This window comes from Bradyrhizobium sp. USDA 4503, assembly GCF_054055815.1.
In genome coordinates, this window is the sequence record NZ_JBSRXS010000001.1 from 3,194,525 (window position 1) to 3,214,367 (window position 19,843).

Below are 19,843 nucleotides of genomic sequence, written 5' to 3' on the forward strand. Positions count from 1 at the left end.
TCACTTCTTGTCGTTGTGCCCCATGCAGGCGTCTTCCGCCTTTCCATAGGCTTCCGACTTGTCTTCGTGCTTGGCCGGCCGAACACGCCCAACCGCGTCATTGGCGCGGGCGCGCAGGTAGACATAGAGGTCGTCCATGTAGCAGGCAACGTTGGGGTTATCGCCGAACGCCGGCATCACGTTCTCCTGCGCCGTGGAAACGTTCTTGCGTCCGCTCGCGACCACGCCCATGAAATCCGCGTAGCTCATGGTCTTCAGCGAATTCGCCAGCGCCGGCGCATAGGTCGATCCCATGCCGTCGGGGCCGTGGCAGACATGGCACTCCGAATGATAGCGGCGATAGCCGGAGTAGGTGTACCAGTCCGTCGTGCCGTCGGCCGTAACCTTGAACGTCGGGTTTCCATCCTTGTCGAGATACTTGCCGTCCTCGGACTTGACGGCGGTCGGGTCGCCAGCGTCCTCGGCGGAGGCAACTCCACCCATTGCCACGACAAAGATCGCAGCACTCACAAACCAGATCTTACGCAAAAGCATATCCTCGCGTGCAGATTGAAGACGGACCGGCGCATGGAGATCGCTCCATGCGCCGGAACGAGGTTGCTCAGCTCACTGCTGCGGCAGCGAGAACACGGTGAGCGTTCCGCCGAGCGCAGTGTAGTTGCTCAGCGCGGCATAGCCGCCGACTGCACCGAGACCGGCCGTCGGATCAGTCAGACCAGCCGCGAGGCCGATGCCTGCCCAACCGCCAACACCCGACAGAATGGCGACGTACTGCTTGCCGCCATGCTCATAGGTGGTGACGTTGCCTATGATGCCGGACGGGGTCTTGAACTTGTAGAGCTCCTTGCCCGTCTTGGCGTCGACAGCCTTCAGGTAGCCTTCCAGCGTGCCGTAGAAGACCACGCCGCCGGCGGTCGCGAGCGCACCCGACCAGACCGAGAACTGCTCCTTGTTCGACCACACGATCTTGCCGGTCTTGCCGTCCCAGGCGATGAAGTTGCCCATGTTGGTCTCACCGGGAGGCGGATACATCGACAGCGTCGCGCCGACATAGGGCTGACCTGCGGTGTAGCTCACCTTGAACGGCTCGTAGTCCATGCAGACGTGGTTGGTCGGCACGTAGAACAGCTGCGTGTCCGGCGAGTAGGCTGCCGGCTGCTCGTCCTTCGAGCCGAGCGCTGCCGGGCAGATGCCCTTGACGTTGACGTCCTCGCCGGCCTTGTCGGTCGACGCGGCATCAAGAACCTTCGGACGACCATAGGTCGGCGAGTCCTTCTTCATGTCGACGCCGGAGGTCCAGTTCACCTTCGGATCGTACTTCTCGGCGACCAGCAGTTCGCCGGTGGCGCGATCGAGCGTGTAGCCGAGGCCGTTGCGATCGAAATGCGTCAGCAGCTTGCGCGCCTTGCCGTCGATCGTCTGATCCGAGAGGATCATCTCGTTGACGCCGTCATAATCCCATTCGTCATGGGGCGTCATCTGGTAGACCCACTTGGCGACGCCGGTATCCGGGTTGCGCGCCCAGATCGTCATCGACCACTTGTTGTCGCCGGGACGCTGCTTCGGATTCCAGGTCGAGGGATTGCCCGACCCATAATAGACGAGGTTCAGTTCGGGATCGTAGGAGATCCAGCCCCAGGTCGCGCCCCCGCCGATCTTCCACTGATCGCCCTGCCAGGTCTTCAAGCTCGAATCCTTGCCGATCGGCTTGCCGAGCTCGGTGGTCTTGTCGTCGACCAGGAGCTGGTCATCCGGGCCTTCCGAGAAGCCGCGCCAGACCTGCTTGCCGGTCTTGATGTCGTAAGCGGTCACATGAGCCTGGACGCCGAACTCGCCGCCGGAGATGCCGAGCAGCACCTTGTCCTTGACCACCAGCGGCGCGGAGGTACCGGTCGAGCCCTTGCTGGGATCGCCGTTCTTCACCGTCCATTCCACCTTGCCGGTCTTGGCATCGAGCGCCACCAGTGTGGTGTCGGCCTGGTGCAGGAAGATCTTGCCGTCGCCATAGGCAACGCCACGGTTGACCGTGTCGCAGCACATCACCGGAATGACGTTCGGATCCTGCTTCGGTTCGTACTTCCAGACGATCTTGTTGTCCTGCGAAAGGTCAAGAGCATAGACCTTGTTCGGGAACGGGGTGTGGACGTACATGATGTTGCCGATGATCAGCGGGCCACCCTCGTGGCCGCGCAGCACGCCGGTCGAAAACGTCCAGGCGACCTGCAACTTTCCGACGTTCGAGGCGTTGATCTGATTCAGCTTGGAGTAACGCTGATTGGCGTAGTCTCCGGCCGGCATCACCCAGTCTTTCGGGTTCTGCGACATCTTGTGGAGTTCGTCATTGGCGTTGGCCGCTCCGGCGGCAAATACCGCCATTGCCCCAAGGCCGGTCGCGTAAAGCATCTTGCGCATCGTGGATTTCCTCCCAGGTTCAAGAGCTCAAGGGTTTCCGCCGAAACGGCCCCACTTCTTCCATTTTGGTGCCCCAGTCGTAGTCCTCTCGAAGCGCGCTGACTTGCCCAAAAGAGAAGAGCCGTTTGCTCAAAAGCGAAGCTTCGTCAGATTTTTGTCGCCCGGCCCTGAATTGGCTGGAAAGCTTGCTTCATGTTGCAAGGCATCAATCGCGGCCGGCGCGATCCGGATGCCAGATTGACGCGTGCTAAGGTTGCGCTTGACGAGCCCAGAACTAAGTCGGAGGATCACCCGACATTAACCGGGAAGAAATCCCGCCGCCTCCCTAAGCTATTCAGAATCAGGGAGAAGGCGCATCATCCCGGGCCAGACTTAAGCTCGGTGAGCAGTCACGTGGGGATCGAATCGGTGGCTGGAAAGATGTCCGATACAGTCCATTCTCTCAGCACGAACGGATTGACGCCCAAGCGGCAGATTCAGCGCTGGTCGGATGCGCTCACTGACCTTTGCGGCCAGTTCGACGTCGATGCGCTGGAAGGATCCTCGCTCGAAGCCCGGGTCAATTTCACGACGGTATCGCGCCTGAAGCTGTGTCAGATCGAGGCAAGCCAGCACCGGATCGCGCATACCATCTCGCGCATCAAGCTGAGCGAGCACCCCTATATTAAGATCGTGTTCCAGACCCACGGCGTCTCGCATTTCGAGCAAGACGGCCTGCACTTCGACATCATGCCGGGCGACTGCTTCGCCTACGACGTGTCGTGTCCGCACACCATCATCAGCCCGTCGCTGACGCGGCACGAGGTTGTCATCGTTCCAAAGGACCTGCTCAAGGAGCGCGGCTTCCAGCTCTCCAAGATGGCGCCGTGCAAGCTGTCGGCGCGCAACGGCACCGGCCGCATCGCCTATGATTTCGTCCATGCCGCCTTCGGCGAGGCACCGACGCTGACGCCGGTCAACGCCGTCGGCGTGGCTGATGCGCTGATCGACTTGCTGCTGTTGCCGCTGCGCGAGACCGGCGCCATGTTCGACCGCGGCAGCGCCGAGGCCACCTATGTGCGTGCCCAGGGCTTCATCCGCGAGCATCTGCGCGATCCGGATCTCTGCATCGACCGCATTTCCGCGGCGCTCGGTTGCTCGAAGCGCTATCTGCACATGCTGTTCAGCGATCGCGGCATGACGGTCAGCGACTACATCTGGAAGGCCCGGCTGCAGAACTGCCGGCAGGAGCTGGAGTCCCAGAACGGCAAGACCATCACGGACGTCGCGTTCTCCTGGGGCTTCTCGAGCTCGTCGCATTTCAGCCGCGTCTTCCGGAAGTATTTCGGCATCGCGCCCTCCTCCGTCCACAAGGGCCTGCACGGCGGTATGCCGGCGGATGTGGTGCTCGAATAGCGGTTCCATCCGACGCGCAGGCGTTGCGCCATGCCGTCCGCCGACAGACTTTCTCCAACCAAGTTGTCCTCAATCAAGCTGTCCTCGATCAAGGTTTGGGCGCGCAACCTCAAGCGGGACAGCGTTGCGCTGTATCTCGCATCGCGTGATCCGCGCGTACCCTGGTATGCCAAGGTCCTTGCCGTCGCCGTCGCGGCCTATGCACTGTCTCCCATCGATCTGATCCCAGATTTCATTCCGGTGATCGGCTATCTCGACGATCTGATCCTGCTGCCGCTCGGCATCTGGCTTGCGATCTCGCTCGTGCCGGACGAGGTGATGACGGAATGCCGTGCCAAGGCGAGCGCCGTCTTGCAGCGTCCGACCAGCCGGGCGGGAATGATCGCGATCGTCGCGCTCTGGATCGCCGGCGCAGTGGCGCTGGCTTGGGCGGCTTTCAGATATTGGCGACAGCCAATCGTCTAGGACCGTGCGGCCTTTGGCACGAGCGCCTCGACCGTCACGCCATCATCGCTGGAATTGATGCTAAGCGTGCCGCCGAGCGCGAGGATTCGTTCCTGCATCCCGGTCAATCCGCGGCCAAGCCTGTGATCCCTTAGCAAGCCACGGCCATTGTCGCGAACCCGCACCAACGCGCAGTCGCGGCTGCCGCGTAGGCCGGCCTGCCGGTCCACCGGTTCGATCGTGATATCGACCGCCGTCGCGCCGGCATGGCGAAATACGTTGGTGAGCGCTTCCTGGACGATGCGATAGATCGTCAGGTCGGCCATCTCGCCGGTATCGCCGAGCGCCGGCGAGATGCGGCTCTCGATCTCCACCTCCGGGTGCGTTTCGCTCCATAGCCGCACCAGCGCGCCGAGCGCTTCCGCAAGCCCGAGCTCGGCCAGGCCGACCGGCCGCAATCGCTCAAGAATCCGGCGCGTGAACTGCTGGAGCGCGTTGACCTGCTCGAGGATGGCGTTGCCGTGCTTGCGCAATGCCGCAGGGTCCGGCTTTTCGACTTCCGCCAGCCGGGTTAGCGCGCCGGCATGCGCGCGCAAGGCAAACAGATAGGGCCCGAACTCGTCGTGCAATTCGCGCGCGATCTCCTTGCGCTCGGAATCCTGCAGCGAGACCGCGCGCTCGGCGAGCTGCCGCTTGCCCTCGACGGCATCGCCAAGGGTCGCCGCCAGATGGTTCAGTTTGGCACAGATGGCGGCCAATTCCGGCGATCCGCCGGGCTCGACGCGGGCATCGTAATCCCCGGCCTCGATGCCGGTCATGGCCTGCGACAGTGCCTCCAGTGGCGCCAGCGCGCGGCCGACCACCAGCATGGTGACCAGAAGCAGCGCTACCGCGATCGCGGAGCCGACCTCGAGCTGGGTGACGATGCCGTCCCAGATCTCGGCGATTTCGTCGTCGGGATGCGAGGTGATGACCAGCGATTGCGGCTTGCCGTGCACCGAGATCGGCACCCGCACCGAGGTCTGCTCGGGATGAACCAGCGCGACGAACCACTGCGGCGGAGCGCGTTGATCGCCGGCGTCCTCGGGGCGATCAGGAGATTTTGCGGTCGCGCCATCCTGCCGCGTGATGCTCACGTGACGCAGCCGGCTGAGGTCCTGGACGATCTGGTCGAGCCGCGCATCGAGATCCGGCGCCTCGTCGAGACCGGCCACGATCGTCGCAACGAATTCACGCGCCAGGCGGATCACGCTCTGGTCCTCGGCCTGGACACGCGGTCCCGCTTCCAGCACGAGCCGCGCAATATTGATGCCGAGGCCAAGCGCCAGGATCAGCGCCAGCAGCAGGTTGATCCGTGCGCGCAAGGATAGCTTTTGCCACATGACGTTGCCCCCGACCGCGATCCCTCCTCCGAGAGGATCGTTGACAGCCAAATTTGCCCGGCTATCTAATCGCACCCTATCGCAATCCCGCACGAGGTGCACAACCGGTCGGAACCGACCTGTCCTTCGCGCAAACCGATGTGATGATGAGTGAATCGAAGCAGGTCGCCGGAACAACGCCATGCGCATTCTGATCGTTGACGATCATCCCATCGTTGCCTCCGGTTGCCGCACCGTGTTCGCCGACGATCCCGAGATCACGCTGCTGGAAGCCGCGGATGCCGAAAGCGGCGAACGGGCGTTCGTCGCGGAGAAGCCCGATCTCTGCGTGATCGACATCAACCTGCCGACGGTCTCCGGCTTCGAGCTGGCGCGCCGCATCCTGACGCATGATGCGTCTGCGCGCCTCATCATGTTCAGCATGAACGATGACCCGGTGTTCGCCGCCCGCGCCATCGACATCGGCGCCAAGGGTTACGTTTCGAAGACCGGCGATCCCAACGATCTGGTGGAAGCAGTGCGCGAGGTCGGCAATGGCGGCGTCTATCTGCCGCCAGCGATCGCGCGCAACGTGGCGTTTGCGCGGCCGGGCTTTGCGCAAAATCCGCTCTCCAAGCTCACTTCACGCGAGATGGAGATCCTGCGCCTGCTCAGCTCAGGCAAGAGCCTGTCGGAGATCGCCTGGCTGGTGCATTCATCATACAAGACGGTCGCAAACACGTCATCGATCATGCGCCAGAAGCTTGGCGTGCGCACTTCGGCAGAGCTGGTGCGGCTGGCGATCGAGAGCGGCGTCGCCTGACGCAGCGCTCCAACCAAGAGGAATACGACAATGCAGACCGTTTCCCAGAACAAGTCGCATGGCGGCACGCAAGGCGTCTATCGGCATCCAAGCCGCGAGACCAAGACCGACATGACCTTTTCGGTGTTCGTCCCTGAGCATGCGGCCGGCGCCAAGCTGCCCGTCGTCACCTACCTGTCGGGCCTGACCTGCACCCACGCCAACGTCACCGAGAAGGGCGAATTCCGCCAGGCATGCGCCGAGCTCGGCCTGATCTTCGTCGCGCCCGACACCAGCCCGCGCGGCGAAGGCGTCCCCGGCGATCCCGCCAACTCATACGATTTCGGGCTCGGCGCGGGCTTCTACGTCGATGCGACGGAGCAGCCGTTCGCGACCAATTACCGAATGTGGAGCTACGTCACCGAGGAATTGCCGAAGCTGATCGCCGAGCAATTTCCGGTCGACACGACGCGGCAGTCGATCCTCGGTCATTCCATGGGCGGCCATGGCGCGCTGACGGTGGCGCTGCGCCATCCCGATCGTTATCGGGCGGCGAGCGCGTTCGCGCCGATCGTGGCGCCGTCGCAGGTGCCATGGGGCAACAAGGCGCTCGGCGGCTATCTCGGCAGCAACAAGCAAGCGTGGCGCAAGCACGACGCCGTCGCCCTGATCGAGGACGGTGCCCGCTTCTCCGATCTGCTGGTCGACTACGGCGATGCCGACGGCTTTCTCACCGAGCAGCTGCGGCCCGAACTCCTGAAGGCCGCCTGCGAGAAGGCCAACATCCCCCTCACCCTGCGGCGTCAGCCGGGCTATGACCACAGCTACTACTTCATCTCGACCTTCATGGCCGATCATCTGCGCTGGCACGCCGCGCGGCTGAAGGCGTGAGCGTCACGCAGTCCGTTCATCCCATCATCCTGAGAAGGCCGCGAAGCGGCCGGTCTCGAAGGATTCACGGCCCGAATTTGCTACGTGTGGCTGTAACCGAGCCGATCCTTCGAGGCGCGCTCAGCGGCGCAATTGCGCCGCAAAGCTCACACCTCAGGATAAGGGAGGTCCATTCGTGAGCGCAGGCTACTGCGCCTTCGGCACGCCGTAGTTCGGCGCGAGCAGGCGGTTGCGCACGAGGTAGTCGGTGGCACGCGACCAGGATTCGTCGGTGTTGCCGCGCATGTCGGCGCTCGCTGCCGCCAGCAATTGCCCGCTACGCACGTCGCGCAAATAGAGATTGATGTTGAGGATGAGGTTGGAGACCTTCTGCACCACGCCCGTCATCACGAGATCAGCGCCCAACTCGCCGGCCAGCTTCACATCGCAGCCGCCACAGGCCTGAAGATTGCTGCCATGCGCCGCAGCATTGACCGGCGCGATGTCGAGCACGCGGAACTTGCCGGAGTCCGCGAGCTCCTTGCGCACCCGATCGCCGGCCCGGAGCAGCCGCGCCTGCTCATCACTGCGTGGCCCGCTCACTTCCCCCTGCAGGCTGGTGTCGATCATCTCGAGGTCGAACACCGCGAGCTTGGGCGGCTCGGCGCGCGCTGCCGCCGCAGACACCACCAGCAAAGAAACGGCGAAGGCAAACGCTGATCTCATGATTGTGAACCAATCGTAATTTGTAACGTCGCAACGACAAAAAGCGGGGTTGCAAGCTAGGCCAATTCCGGCATCTTGCAAGTCAACAGCATGGAGGCCGGATTTCCGAACGCCATGCCGAGTGAAAAAAGACTGCGGGAGGAGTTATGTTGCGATGGCTGATCGGCACGATCGCGCTCAGCATGGTGGCGACCTGCGCGCTGGCGGCTGATCCCGTCGAGGTTCATATCGGCTATCTCGGTCATGCCGGCGTCAAATCGACGCTCTCGCTGGTCGAGCAGCCCGCCGACAATGACGGCATCGCAGGCGCGAGCCTTGCGATCGAGGACAACAACACGACCGGCAAATTCCTCAACCAGCGCTTCGTGCTCGACAAGGTCAAGGTCAAGGATAGCGACGATGTCGCCAAGGTCGCGACCGACCTCGCCGGACGCAACGACTATATCATCACCGACCTGCCCGCCGACGCCTTGCTCAAGGTCGCCGACGCGCTGCGCGACCGCGGCACCGTGCTGCTCAATGCCGGCGCGATCGACGATCGGCTGCGCGAGCAGGACTGCCGCGTCAATGTCATCCACATCGCACCCACCCGCTCGATGCTGGCGGATGCGCTTGGCCAATATCTGGTGTGGAAGCAGTGGAAACGCTGGCTGCTGGTGGTCGGCTCGCATGATCAGGACAAGCTTTACGCCGACGCGCTGCGCCGCGCCGCGACCCGCTTCGGCGCCAAGATCGTCCAGGAACGGACCTTCGAGGACACTGGCGGCGCGCGCCGCACCGACAGCGGCGTGACCTTGATCCAGCGCCAGATGCCGGTGTTCACCCAGCAGGCGCCGGCTTACGACGTGCTGGTCGCCGCCGACGAGAGCGAGGTGTTCGCGAACTATCTGCCGTATCGCACCTGGGACCCGCGTCCGGTGGCGGGCTCGGCGGGCCTCGTGCCGACCAGCTGGGACGCGGCGCATGACCAGTGGGGCGCGGTCCAGATCCAGAACCGCTTCGTCAAGCTGAACATGCGCCGCATGACCGCACTCGACATGCAGGCCTGGACCGCCGCGCGCATGATCGGGGAAGCCACATCCCGCACCAATTCGGGGGACCCCAAGAAGGTCATCGCCTTCCTCAAGGGCAAGGATTTCTCGATTGCCGCCTTCAAGGGCACACGATTGACCCTGCGAGACTGGAATCTGCAGCTCCGCCAGCCGATCCTGCTGGCCGATGGTCGTATGGTCGTTTCGGTCTCGCCGCAGGAAGGTTTCCTGCATCAGGTCTCCGAACTCGACACGCTCGGAGTTGACCGGCCTGAAACGAAGTGCAAGCTGCAGTGAGGGAGATGAAACGCATGTGGCGCCGCTGTCTGTTGACCGGGATGCTCGTTTGGCTTGCCGCGACACCGGCGTCCGCCTTCGTTGCCTACGTCTCCAACGAGAAGGGCAACACCGTCACGGTGATCGACACCGGCAGCTGGACGGTGACCAAAACCATCAAGGTCGGCCAGCGGCCGCGCGGCATCGAGTTCTCGCGCGACGGCAAGTTCGTGATGGTTGCGGTTGGCGACGACGACACGATCCAGGTGATCGATACCAAGACCCAGGAGATCGTCGACACCCTGCCCTCCGGTCCCGACCCTGAATTGTTCACCCAGGATGCCGCCGGCAAGACCATGTATGTCGCCAACGAGAACGACAACACGGTCACCGTGATCGACCTCGAAAAGCGCGCCCGGATTGGCGACATCCAGGTCGGCGTCGAGCCTGAGGGCATGACGATCAGCCCGGACGGCAAGATCCTGATCAACACCTCCGAGACCACCAACATGGCGCATTTCATCGACACGTCGACGCGCCAGATCGTCGCCAATGTGCTGGTCGATTCGCGACCGCGCTTCGCCCAGTTCAAGCGTGACGGCTCCGAATTGTGGGTCTCCTCCGAGATCGGCGGCACCGTGTCGATCATCGATCCGGTCAAGCGCGAGGTGACCGGCAAGATCACCTTCGAAATTCCGGGCCTGCGCAACGAGGCGATCCAGCCCGTCGGCATCGGCATGACTAAGGACGGCAAGACCGCATTCATTGCGCTCGGCCCCGCCAACCGCGTCGCTGTCGTCGACGGTGTGACCCACAAGGTCCTCAAATATCTGCTGGTCGGCCAGCGGGTCTGGCACATGGATTTCACCCCGGACGAAAAATATTTGCTGGTCACCAACGGCGTCTCCAACGACGTCTCGGTCATCGACGTCTCGGCCCAGAAGGTGATCAAGACCATTCAGGTCGGCGAACTGCCCTGGGGGATCACGATCGCGCAGCCATGACCTCAACCGACGCCCATATCGCGAACCAGCTCTCGCCGGATGCAGGCCCTGAAACAGCCGCGGCCGTGCAGCCGGCCCTGTCGATCGGCAATGTCAGCCACAGCTACGGTCCGCGCCGCGCTTTGATCGATGTCAGTTTCACGGTCCAGCCTGCGAGCTTCACCGCGCTGCTGGGTCTCAATGGCGCCGGCAAGAGCACGCTGTTCTCGCTGGTGACGCGGCTGTTCGGCATCCAGAACGGCCAGATCAAGATATTCGGCCACGATATCAGCCGGACGCCGGGTGAAGCGCTGCGGCTGATGGGCGTGGTGTTCCAGCCGCGCACGCTCGATCTCGACCTCTCGCTGACGCAGAATCTGCTGTATCACGCCGCGCTGCACGGCATCTCGCGGCGCGAGGCGCGGCTGCGCAGCGCCGAGGTGCTCGGCCGCATCGGGCTTGCCGACCGCGCCGTCAGCAAGGTGCGCGATCTCTCGGGCGGCCAGATGCGAAGGCTTGAGATCGCCCGCGCGCTGCTGCACCGGCCCCGGCTGCTGCTGCTCGACGAGGCCACGGTCGGGCTCGACGTCAAGGCGCGCGCCGACATTCTCGACCATGTCCGGCAGCTCGTCACCGAACAGGGCATCGGCGTGCTCTGGGCGACGCATCTGTTCGACGAGATCATGCCAAACGACGACCTCGTCGTGCTGCATCAGGGCCGAATGCTGGCGCACGGCCCGATGTCACGGGTGATCGCGGACGCAGGCGCCCAGGACGTCAACACCGCGTTCATGCGCCTGACCGGAACGGCAACACTCGCGGGGAGACCGCCGTCATGACCAGCACGACGGTTACGCCTGAGCGAAGCGGCTTCTCGCTGTCGGAATACATCGTCTGCCTGAACGGCATCGTGTGGCGCGAGGCGCTGCGCTTCCTGCATCAGCGCGAGCGCTTCGTGTCGGCGCTGGTCAGGCCGCTGGTCTGGCTGTTCATCTTCGCGGCCGGCTTCCGGCAGGTGCTCGGTATCTCGATCATTCCGCCCTACGAGACCTACATCCTCTACGAGGTCTATATCGCGCCCGGCCTGATGGCGATGATCCAGCTCTTCAACGGCATGCAGTCCTCGCTGTCGATGGTCTACGACCGCGAGATGGGCAACATGCGCACGCTGCTGGTCAGCCCGCTGCCGCGCGGTTATCTGTTGTTCTGCAAGCTGCTCGCCGGCACGGCGGTGTCGCTGCTCCAGGTCTATGCCTTCCTCGTCATCGCGTGGTTCTGGGACATCGCGCCGCCGACCATCGGCTACCTCACCGTGCTTCCGGCGCTGGTGCTGTCGGGCCTGATGCTCGGCGCACTGGGCATGCTGATCTCGGCCAGCATCAAGCAGCTGGAAAATTTCGCCGGCGTGATGAACTTTGTGATCTTCCCGATGTTCTTCGCATCGTCGGCCCTCTACCCGCTGTGGCGCGTGCAGGAAGGCAGCCCGATGCTGTATTATATTTGCCAGTGCAATCCGTTCACGCATGCGGTGGAGCTGATCCGGTTTGCGCTGTACGGCAAGATGAACTGGGTTTCGCTCGCGGTGGTCGGCGGCTGCACCGTCGTCTTCATGATCGGCGCGATCCTGGCTTACGATCCATCGCGCGGCCTGGTGCGCCGCGGACCCGGCGGAGGCGAGGCATGACAGGCTGGCGAACAGGACTGGGCGCGCTGCTCGCGATGGTTCTGTCGAACCAGGCCGCATCGGCTGCCGACCCGCGCTATCCGGACTGGCCCTGCCAACAGGCCAAGGTGCCCGAGATCTCGCTCGCCGCAGTCTGGGCCGGGCCGCCGCTCGGCGATGCCGAGACCAAGTGGAAGGACGACCCGAAAGTCAGCGCGCTCGCAATCAAGCTCGCGGCGCGCCGCGTTCCGCTCGAAGAAGCGCAGAAGGAAATCACCGAATTCCTGTCAGCGGCCGCGGCCGACAAGGCGAATGCGGGGAAACTGCTGTTTGCCGGTCTGTTCGATACGCTGAACGGACAGCGCGCCTCGGTCATGAACGGGCTCGAGCGCGTGATGCGCAAGCAGCGCGAGGCCGCGGAGAAGATCCGCGACGACACGCTCAAGCTGCAGGCGCTCCAGGACGCGACACCGCCGGATCAGGCCAAGGTCGACGAGCTCGGCAACCAGCTGGTCTGGGAGACCCGCATCTTCGAGGACCGCGGGCGCGTGGTGAAATTCGTCTGCGAGGTGCCGACCGCGATCGATCAGCGCCTGTTCGCGCTCGGCCGCACCATCCAGCAGGAGCTCGATTGAGGCCTGCGACCGAACGCCCCGGGATCGTCAACGCGCCGTTTTGACGGTCTTTTGGGTAACAGTCTGTTGGGCCACGCCGATCCGGAACAAACTGCACTGCCCGCTCGTTGTCTCCAACTATATCTGAACTTGGGAGACCTCCATGAAAGCAGCCAAGATCGTCATGACCAGCCTTGCCGCCGCGAGCCTGGTCACCGCAGCGGCTTTGGCCCAGCAATCCATGTCGGGAATGGTCACCAAGATTGACCGACTGAGTGGAACCATCTCGATCCAGCAGACGCAAGGCGGCACAGTGGGCGCGTCCGGCGGCGCGATCCAGGAATACAAGGTGCCGAAGGGACAATCGCTGGAGGCCTTCCACGCCGGTGACAAGGTCTCGTTCACCACAACGGACAGCGACAGCGGCAAGACCATCAACAAGCTCGACAAGCAGAAGTAACGGCCCGCGTGGCGCGCGAGGACGGGCTTACTGCTCTCCCTCGCGCGGCTCGGGCTCGGCATCCGCCAGCGGCAATTTGGCACGCTCCCATCCGTCAGTTCCCTCCGGATACCACGCCACGTTGCGGTAGCCGTAGGACAGCACGCGCTTGGCCGCGTTCCACGACATCCAGCAATTCTCCTGGCAGTAGATCACGAGCAATCTGGTGGCGTCGCCGCCTGAGGCGCGGACGAGCCCGCGTCGCAGGTAGTCCTCCGTGGGCGCTGCGACCTTGCCGTAGCCGGTGTCAGGCAGCCAGATGCTGCCGGGAATGTTGAGGTGCGGCCGTTCGCGCCACACCGTGCCGGCGGGCAGATTTGGCTTCGGCGCACGCGGCAGCACGTCGACGAAGGCGGCGGACTTGTCGCGCCAGATCGCTTCCGCTTCCGCGGTGGTGAGCACCCGTGCGCCGGCAAGCGTCACCGGCACCGGAGCGCGGTAGTCCTCGGTGCGATAGCCCTCCGGCTCTGCGGGTGGGTCTTGCGCGCGGACAGGCGAAGCGGCGACGAGCATCACCGCAAGCATGGCCGCAAGCCTGATCATGGTGATTTGGTCGCGGTCTCCGGCCCGATTGGACGGTCGTTCTCGTCGAGCAGCGGGACGCCGTAGTCGAGCAGGATCTTGTTGATCTCGGGCTGGTTCTCCTGGATCAGGCGATTGAGCTGGCGCTTCCAGTTCTGGTCGGACGCCCGCACGCCCATGCCGATGCGATAGATCAGCTTCGGTCCCGTGGTCTCCTTGACCAGCGGCGTGATGCGCAGCGGCGGGTTGGCCTTCTTGGCGTAAAAGCCCGCCATCGGCCCCCACAGGATGCCGGCGTCGATCTCGCCCTTGGCGAGATCGTTCATCATCGCCTCGGCCGATGAATCGTACCGCGTATCGATCATCAGCGGATAAGGCTTCGCATTGGTCATCAGGCCGTTGATGGCCATGTTGGTCGCGGGCGGCGTTCCCGCCACGATGCCAATATGCTTGCCTTTCAGCCGCTGGTCCTCGAGCGTCGTGACCTCATCGAGCCCGCTGCCCGGCTTGGCGACGATCGCATAGGCTGTGCGGTAATAGGGATTGGTGCCCTGCGCGAGGTCATCGCCCTGCGGAAAGCCCATGATCACGTCGCAGCGATGCGCGCCGAGCGTCATCCGCACGAAGCCGGTCGCCTGCGGAAAGAACATGTAGTCGAGCTTCTTTTGCAGCTTTCCGGCCAGCAGTTCGCCGATCTTGTTCTCAAACCCCTCGCCCTTGTCGTTAGAGAACGGCAGGTTGCGGGGATCGGCACAGATGCGCAGCACGCGGGCATCGATGAGCTCGATGGACAGTTCGCCCTGATCGTTGACCTGCGCGCGTGCGATGTCGCGGCCGGCCAGACAGGCGATGAAACCGACAAGCGCGAGCAGAACAGGACGGCATCCGACAATTCTCATTACGCGGTCTCCTCTTGATCGGATCGATCGCCGCCATCCAGCAATTGCCCGGCGTACCATGACGTGCAACAGGAATAATGATCGCGACCACGCCGCGTTGCTTGCTGCAGCGCAAACTGGAACGCGACGACATCGATCGCGCGTCGCGGAGTAACTGAGGCGGAAACATGGCTCATGGCGGTTCGGTGCTTGCGCTGCTCCTGATGCTTTGGGCGCCGACCATAGCGCGGGCGCAAGAGGTGGAATTGCCTGTAAGCGAAGTCGCTCCCGGAATATTCGTTCACACCGGGGTCACCGCATTGATGACGCGCGAGAACGAAGGCGCAATCGCCAATGTGGGATTCGTGATCGGCGACAGCGCCGTCGCCGTCATCGACACCGGCGGCAGCGTCCGCGAAGGACGACAGCTGCTCGCCGCGATCCGCAGCCGTACCGACAAACCGATCCGCTACGTGATCAACACCCACGCGCATCCGGATCACAGCTTCGGCAATGCGGCTTTCGTCGGCGACGGGACCAGCTTCGTCGGCCATAAGTCCCTGCCACGCGCGCTGGCCGCGCGCGGACAATTCTACCTCGACGGGTTTCGCCGGAGCATGGGCGACGCGTTGATCGACGAGGTGAAGATCATCCCCCCGACCGTGCTCGTCGCGGACACGCTGAGGCTCGACCTCGGCGGCCGGGCCCTCACCCTGAAGGCGTGGCCGCCCGCCCATAGCGATAACGACCTCACGGTCCTCGACGAGCAAACCAGCACCCTGTTCGCCGGCGACATGGTGTTTCTCATCCATATTCCCGTGGTCGACGGCAGCCTCAAGGGCTGGCTGCGTGCGCTCGACGAACTCATGGCGATCTCCGCCGAGCGCGTGGTTCCCGGTCACGGGCCCGTGAGCGCGTGGCCGGCCGCGCTTGCCGACGAGCGGCGTTATCTTGGGGTGCTGGCCGCGGACGTGCGCGCACTGGTCGCAAGCGGCAAGCCGATCACGGCCGCGGCGGAGCACGCGGCAGCCGCCGAGCGGCCGCGCTGGCAATTGTTCGACGATTACAACGCCCGCAACGCAACTGCAGCATTCTCGGAAATTGAATGGGAATAGCTGTTCGTCCTATACTTACGCGGCTGCATAGGATTTCGCGAACATGACCGGACATCGCGCCCGCCTGCTTTGCATCGCAAGCCTGCTCACGATCGCGCTGGGCACACCGGCTGCGTCCGCCGCGGAGGCCTATGATCCCTGGCCGGGTCTTGTCCAGGACATCTTCAGCAGCCGCCCGATGAATGACGGCAATGATGTCATCGGCATCGAGATGCCGATGCGCGCGGAAGACGCCGCGATCGTGCCAGTGACGCTGCGCACCAAGCTGCAGCCGAGCGACAGCCGCCGCGTCGTCGCGATCACGCTTGTGATCGACGAGAATCCGGCGCCGATGGCCGCGAAGTTCACGCTGGGGCCGGCCGCCAACGTCACCGAGATCTCGACTCGTGTCCGCGTCAACAACTACACCAATGTGCACGCCGTCGCGGAGCTCAGCGACGGCAAGCTCTATGTCAGCAAGGTCTATGTCAAGGCGTCCGGCGGCTGCTCAGCGCCCGCCGGCAAGAACGTCGAGGAAGCCAAGAACCGCCTCGGCCAGATGCGCTACCGGCAATTCACCAAGTCCGAACAGGGACCTGCGACCAGCACGCGGGAAGCCCAGATCATGATCGGGCATCCGAATAATTCAGGCCTGCAGATGGACCAGGTCACGCAGCTCTATATCCCGGCCTTCTTCGTCAACGAGTTGCACATCTGGCAGGACGACAGTCCGGTGCTGGCGATGGAGGGCGGAATCTCGATTTCCGAGGATCCCAATATCCGCTTCACCTACGTCTCGAATGGCGCCAAGCGCTTCCGTGCCGAAGCCAAGGACACCGAAGGGCATATCTTCGAGCACGAATGGAAGGTCGAGAATCCCGGCACCTGACGCCTCGCGATCTCACGACGGACGCAAAATGCAATGAGATCAGGTTGGATCGCTATCGCGCCTTAGCCCGGTATTTAAGCATGATCTTTCCGGAAAACCGCTTCGCACTTTTCCGGATCATGCTCTAGAAGCACCTGACTTCGGCTTCGGCCTGGGCGCGCCTGAGGTCGTTAAGCGCGTTCGCGGCCTGCTCGGACGAGCGGAACTGGCCGCCCAGATTGCCCCGCACCTGCGCCATGCTCAGCACGGTCTCGGCGGTGACATAGCGATCATAGGGGATGATCGAGGCGACGACGTCGATCGAGCAGGAACATTGCTCGATCGACTGCCGGGATTCGCCATTGGCCTTCATGCAGCCGAACACATATTCCGCCCGCGCCGAGGTCGGATAGTCGTTGATCTCCTGGGCCCGCACGCTGACCGCCGTCCCGGCCAGCACCAGGATGGCGACAATCGGTCGTAGCATGCCAGCTCCTGCCATGGTCCTGCTTCCTCTTCTCTTTCCGCAAGCTATGCTATGGATGTTGATCAGAAAAGAAAACATTCGGGGAAGTGGCTCAAGAAACGATGATCATCTCTGTACGCACGGTGTTGGCTGCGGCAGTTCTGGCGGTCATGCAGTTCGGCACCTCGTGCTACGCGCAGACCATCCGCGTTGCAGCGCAGAAGACCGGAACGCTGGCCTGGGAACTGGCCGTCATTCGCTCCCATGGTCTCGACAAGAAGGCCAATCTGTCGATCGACGTCGTCGAGTTGGCCAGCCCCGAGGCCGGCAAGATCGCGCTGCGCGCCGGCACGGCCGACGTGATGGTATCGGACTGGCCCTGGGTGTCGCGCGAGCGGTCGCTCGGCGCCAAGCTGCAATTCTATCCCTATTCGAGCGCGCTGGGCGCCGTGATGGTCCCGGCCTCCTCGCCGGTCAAGACGCTCGCGGACCTCAAGGGGCGGAAGCTTGCTATTGCCGGCGGGGCGATCGACAAGAACTGGCTGTTGCTGCAAGCCGCATCGAAGCAGGACGGCGTCGACCTGAAGTCGCAGGCGACCATCGTCTACGGCGCGCCGCCGCTGCTCGCCGCCAAGACGCTCGGCGGCGAGATGGACGCGACGCTCAATTACTGGAATTTCTGCGCCGCGCTCGAAGCCAAGGGCTTTCGCCGGCTCGCCGGGATGGAAGAGATCCTGCAAAAGCTCGGCAGCAAGGGCCGCATCGCCATGATCGGCTACGTGTTCGACGAAGCCTGGGCCAATGCCAACAAGGATCTGGTGGCCCGCTTCATCGCGGTGACCCGCGCAGCGAAAGAGATTCTGGCGACCTCGGATGCCGAATGGGACGCGATCGCGCCGCTCACCGGCGCGCAGGATCCCGCAACCCTGCATGCCTATCGTGAGCGCTACCGCGAAGGCATCCCGCGCCGTCCGATCGCGGACGAAGAGGCCGATGCGCGCGTGCTCTACCGGGTGCTGGCGCAGCTCGGCGGCCGCGATCTGGTCGGCACGGCAACCGAGCTCGATCCCGGCACCTTCTACCAAGCGATCCCGGGAGACTAGCGGTGCTGCGTCTCCTCTCATTCACGCTGTTCATCGCGACCTGGTGGATCGCCTCGCTGCTGATCGGCGATGCGAAGCTGCCGGCGCCGCCGGCGGTGCTGTCGGTGCTCGTCGCCGAAGCCCGATCGGGCGCGCTGTTCGTCAATCTCGGCGCAACCCTGGCCCGGGTCGCGCTGGCCTTCACGCTTGCCATGGCGCTCGGCTCGGCGATCGGCTATTTGATGGGCCGTGTCTCGCTTGCCAATCGCCTTGGCGATCCCTGGCTGATCCTGCTGCTCAACCTGCCGGCGCTCGTCGTCATCGTGCTCGCTTACATCTGGGCCGGGCTGACCGAGGTCGCCGCGATCGCCGCCATCGCCATCAACAAGCTGCCGACCGCCGTCGTCACCCTGCGCGAGGGCGCCCGCGCGCTCGACCCTGCGCTCGACGAAATGGCGACAGCGTTTTCTTTTCCGCGCGGCCGCGCCTTCCGTCATGTGATCCTGCCGCAGCTTGCGCCCTACATCGCGGCCGCTGCGCGCTCCGGGCTCTCGCTAGTCTGGAAGATCGTGCTGGTCGCCGAATATCTCGGCCGGCCGAACGGCGTCGGCTTCGAGATCGGGGTTGCCTTCCAGCTGTTCGACATCCCCTTGCTGCTTGCCTATTCGCTGAGCTTTGCGGGTGTCGTGCTCATCATCGAAACCCTGCTGGTGCAGCCGTTTGAAACCAGGCTAACGCGGTGGCGGCTCCGTGCAGCTTGAAGTCAATATCACCGGCAAGAGTTTTGAGAGCGCGGCCGGGAAGCGGCACGACGTGCTCGACAACGTCACCTTCACGCTGAACGCTGGCGAGGTCGGCGTGCTGTTCGGCCCGTCAGGCTGCGGCAAGAGCACCTTGCTCCGGATCCTCGCCGGGCTCGACGCCAACTACCGGGGCCATGTCGCGCAGTCGCCGGGCATGCGCCTTGGCATGGTCTTCCAGGAGCCGCGGCTGTTGCCCTGGCGCACGGTCGAGGAAAATGTGCGGCTGGCCGCGCCGCATGTCGACGACAGCACGCTCTCTGCGCTGTTCGAGGTGCTCGAACTGGGCGCGCACCGCAACCATTTTCCCGCGGAGCTGTCGCTCGGCCTCGCCCGCCGCGTCGCGCTGGCCCGCGCCTTCGCCATCGAGCCCGATTTCCTGATCCTCGATGAGCCGCTGGCCTCGCTCGACAATGCGCTCGCGGGGCGGCTGCGCGACCAGGTCGCGACGCTGGTGGCGAGCCGGAAAATGATGACCTTGCTCGTCACCCACGATCTCGACGACGCCGTTCGCCTCGGCGATCGCCTGTTCTTCCTGTCATCGCGGCCGGCCCGAATCCTCCACGTCGAGACCATTGCCACACCACGCGCGACGCGCGGCGAACCCGAGATCGACGAAATCAAGCGGCAACTCTCACAGTTGGACCTTGCAAATATGTGAGACGCCGTCATCCTTGGACGAAGCATAAAGGAGAGGCTGGATGTCGCGCGCGTTGATCGCTGTTGGTGTTGCGTCGCTTGTGCTGCCGGCGACGGTGCTCGCCCAAAGCAAGGGCAAAGGCATTCGGCTGTGGAATCTGACCAGCGCCACGATTTCGAGCTTCGCGCTGTCGCCGGCAGGCAAGAACGAGTGGGGTCCGAACCAGACGCTCAACGACAAGGACAAGGAAGTCGACCATGACGAGCGCCTGCGGATCACCGGCGTCGAGCCCGGCCGCTACGACGCCAAGGTCGGCTACAGCGGCGCCAGGCAGTGCTTCGTTCGCGACATCGAGATCAAGGCCGACGCCGTGTTTTCGGTATCCGACAAGGACTTGAAGGACTGCAACAAATAGGA

Annotated in this window: 23 protein-coding genes; 16 read left to right on the forward strand and 7 right to left on the reverse strand. The window is 63.8% G+C overall.

Annotation, left to right across the window (positions count from 1 at the left end; translation table 11 throughout):
• Together ACVMIH_RS15655 and xoxF5 are read right to left on the reverse strand one after the other, a co-directional pair.
• Complete coding sequence (locus ACVMIH_RS15655; RefSeq protein WP_038376554.1) at positions 1-483, reverse strand: c-type cytochrome, methanol metabolism-related; 483 nt, start codon at positions 481-483, stop codon at positions 1-3.
• A gap of 123 nt (positions 484-606) precedes the next feature.
• A complete protein-coding gene (gene xoxF5, locus ACVMIH_RS15660) occupies positions 607-2,412 on the reverse strand; it encodes a lanthanide-dependent methanol dehydrogenase XoxF5 (RefSeq protein ID WP_028336921.1) in 1,806 nt (601 codons plus the stop codon).
• 420 nt (positions 2,413-2,832) lie between these two features.
• On the opposite strand from xoxF5, the gene ACVMIH_RS15665 reads away from it, so the two are divergent.
• Together ACVMIH_RS15665 and ACVMIH_RS15670 are read left to right on the forward strand one after the other, a co-directional pair.
• Positions 2,833-3,807, forward strand: coding sequence for a helix-turn-helix domain-containing protein (locus tag ACVMIH_RS15665; protein WP_016847804.1), 975 nt, complete (start codon positions 2,833-2,835; stop codon positions 3,805-3,807).
• A gap of 30 nt (positions 3,808-3,837) precedes the next feature.
• Positions 3,838-4,272 carry a YkvA family protein gene (locus ACVMIH_RS15670; RefSeq protein WP_456862451.1) on the forward strand — a complete coding sequence of 145 codons (435 nt, stop codon included), beginning with the start codon at positions 3,838-3,840 and terminating at the stop codon, positions 4,270-4,272.
• Here the strand turns inward: ACVMIH_RS15670 and ACVMIH_RS15675 are convergent.
• Positions 4,269-5,633: a histidine kinase gene (locus tag ACVMIH_RS15675; RefSeq protein ID WP_456862453.1), complete on the reverse strand. Its 1,365-nt coding sequence runs from the start codon at positions 5,631-5,633 to the stop codon at positions 4,269-4,271. The two genes, ACVMIH_RS15670 and ACVMIH_RS15675, sit on opposite strands and share 4 nt — an antisense overlap.
• A gap of 181 nt (positions 5,634-5,814) precedes the next feature.
• Here ACVMIH_RS15675 and ACVMIH_RS15680 point away from each other — a divergent pair, with 181 nt between their 5' ends.
• Both ACVMIH_RS15680 and fghA read left to right on the forward strand, forming a co-directional pair.
• Positions 5,815-6,435 (forward strand): response regulator transcription factor, encoded by a 621-nt coding sequence (locus tag ACVMIH_RS15680; RefSeq protein WP_016847801.1) that lies wholly within the window; start codon positions 5,815-5,817, stop codon positions 6,433-6,435.
• A 30-nt stretch (positions 6,436-6,465) separates the two neighbouring features.
• Positions 6,466-7,305, forward strand: a complete 840-nt coding sequence (gene fghA, locus ACVMIH_RS15685) for an S-formylglutathione hydrolase (protein WP_057020561.1) — start codon at positions 6,466-6,468, stop codon at positions 7,303-7,305.
• 186 nt (positions 7,306-7,491) lie between these two features.
• On the opposite strand, the gene ACVMIH_RS15690 is transcribed toward fghA, so the two are convergent.
• Positions 7,492-8,010: a DUF3280 domain-containing protein gene (locus tag ACVMIH_RS15690; protein WP_156436536.1), complete on the reverse strand. Its 519-nt coding sequence runs from the start codon at positions 8,008-8,010 to the stop codon at positions 7,492-7,494.
• Positions 8,011-8,156: 146 nt separating this feature from the next.
• Here ACVMIH_RS15690 and ACVMIH_RS15695 point away from each other — a divergent pair, with 146 nt between their 5' ends.
• The 6 genes from ACVMIH_RS15695 to ACVMIH_RS15720 all read left to right on the forward strand — a co-directional run bounded on the left by ACVMIH_RS15695 (position 8,157) and on the right by ACVMIH_RS15720 (position 13,037).
• Positions 8,157-9,338 carry an ABC transporter substrate-binding protein gene (locus tag ACVMIH_RS15695; RefSeq protein WP_456862456.1) on the forward strand — a complete coding sequence of 394 codons (1,182 nt, stop codon included), beginning with the start codon at positions 8,157-8,159 and terminating at the stop codon, positions 9,336-9,338.
• A gap of 5 nt (positions 9,339-9,343) precedes the next feature.
• Positions 9,344-10,321: a YVTN family beta-propeller repeat protein gene (locus ACVMIH_RS15700; protein WP_253589711.1), complete on the forward strand. Its 978-nt coding sequence runs from the start codon at positions 9,344-9,346 to the stop codon at positions 10,319-10,321.
• Positions 10,318-11,139 (forward strand): ABC transporter ATP-binding protein, encoded by an 822-nt coding sequence (locus ACVMIH_RS15705; protein ID WP_456862458.1) that lies wholly within the window; start codon positions 10,318-10,320, stop codon positions 11,137-11,139. Before ACVMIH_RS15700 ends, ACVMIH_RS15705 begins: the two co-directional genes overlap by 4 nt.
• Positions 11,136-11,984, forward strand: coding sequence for an ABC transporter permease (locus ACVMIH_RS15710; RefSeq protein WP_028336929.1), 849 nt, complete (start codon positions 11,136-11,138; stop codon positions 11,982-11,984). The genes ACVMIH_RS15705 and ACVMIH_RS15710 overlap by 4 nt, the downstream gene beginning before the upstream one ends.
• Positions 11,981-12,598, forward strand: a complete 618-nt coding sequence (locus ACVMIH_RS15715) for a hypothetical protein (RefSeq protein WP_076834158.1) — start codon at positions 11,981-11,983, stop codon at positions 12,596-12,598. Before ACVMIH_RS15710 ends, ACVMIH_RS15715 begins: the two co-directional genes overlap by 4 nt.
• A gap of 142 nt (positions 12,599-12,740) precedes the next feature.
• Positions 12,741-13,037, forward strand: coding sequence for a copper-binding protein (locus ACVMIH_RS15720; protein ID WP_456862460.1), 297 nt, complete (start codon positions 12,741-12,743; stop codon positions 13,035-13,037).
• A 27-nt stretch (positions 13,038-13,064) separates the two neighbouring features.
• Here ACVMIH_RS15720 and ACVMIH_RS15725 read toward each other — a convergent pair whose 3' ends face one another.
• Both ACVMIH_RS15725 and ACVMIH_RS15730 read right to left on the reverse strand, forming a co-directional pair.
• Positions 13,065-13,619 carry a PQQ-dependent catabolism-associated CXXCW motif protein gene (locus tag ACVMIH_RS15725; RefSeq protein WP_253607696.1) on the reverse strand — a complete coding sequence of 185 codons (555 nt, stop codon included), beginning with the start codon at positions 13,617-13,619 and terminating at the stop codon, positions 13,065-13,067.
• Positions 13,616-14,497: a substrate-binding domain-containing protein gene (locus tag ACVMIH_RS15730; RefSeq protein WP_057020566.1), complete on the reverse strand. Its 882-nt coding sequence runs from the start codon at positions 14,495-14,497 to the stop codon at positions 13,616-13,618. The genes ACVMIH_RS15725 and ACVMIH_RS15730 overlap by 4 nt, the downstream gene beginning before the upstream one ends.
• A 167-nt stretch (positions 14,498-14,664) precedes the next feature.
• Here ACVMIH_RS15730 and ACVMIH_RS15735 point away from each other — a divergent pair, with 167 nt between their 5' ends.
• On the forward strand, positions 14,665-15,591 hold the full coding sequence (locus ACVMIH_RS15735) for a quinoprotein relay system zinc metallohydrolase 2 (RefSeq protein WP_456862462.1): 927 nt from the start codon (positions 14,665-14,667) through the stop codon (positions 15,589-15,591).
• A 43-nt stretch (positions 15,592-15,634) separates the two neighbouring features.
• Positions 15,635-16,459 (forward strand): quinoprotein dehydrogenase-associated SoxYZ-like carrier, encoded by an 825-nt coding sequence (locus tag ACVMIH_RS15740; RefSeq protein ID WP_057020568.1) that lies wholly within the window; start codon positions 15,635-15,637, stop codon positions 16,457-16,459.
• Positions 16,460-16,583: 124 nt separating this feature from the next.
• Here ACVMIH_RS15740 and ACVMIH_RS15745 read toward each other — a convergent pair whose 3' ends face one another.
• On the reverse strand, positions 16,584-16,925 hold the full coding sequence (locus tag ACVMIH_RS15745) for a hypothetical protein (RefSeq protein ID WP_371852187.1): 342 nt from the start codon (positions 16,923-16,925) through the stop codon (positions 16,584-16,586).
• 149 nt (positions 16,926-17,074) lie between these two features.
• On the opposite strand from ACVMIH_RS15745, the gene ACVMIH_RS15750 reads away from it, so the two are divergent.
• Genes ACVMIH_RS15750 through ACVMIH_RS15765 form a run of 4 tightly spaced genes read left to right on the forward strand, consistent with a single transcriptional unit; the run spans position 17,075 to position 19,841 of the window.
• Positions 17,075-18,007, forward strand: coding sequence for an ABC transporter substrate-binding protein (locus ACVMIH_RS15750; RefSeq protein WP_168856108.1), 933 nt, complete (start codon positions 17,075-17,077; stop codon positions 18,005-18,007).
• Positions 18,008-18,009: 2 nt separating this feature from the next.
• A complete protein-coding gene (locus tag ACVMIH_RS15755; protein WP_057020570.1) occupies positions 18,010-18,747 on the forward strand; it encodes an ABC transporter permease in 738 nt (245 codons plus the stop codon).
• Entirely contained in the window at positions 18,737-19,447 is a 711-nt protein-coding gene (locus ACVMIH_RS15760) for an ABC transporter ATP-binding protein (protein ID WP_057020571.1), read from the forward strand. Before ACVMIH_RS15755 ends, ACVMIH_RS15760 begins: the two co-directional genes overlap by 11 nt.
• Positions 19,448-19,487: 40 nt before the next feature.
• Positions 19,488-19,841 carry a hypothetical protein gene (locus ACVMIH_RS15765; RefSeq protein WP_057020572.1) on the forward strand — a complete coding sequence of 118 codons (354 nt, stop codon included), beginning with the start codon at positions 19,488-19,490 and terminating at the stop codon, positions 19,839-19,841.
• Positions 19,842-19,843: the final 2 nt, after the last annotated feature.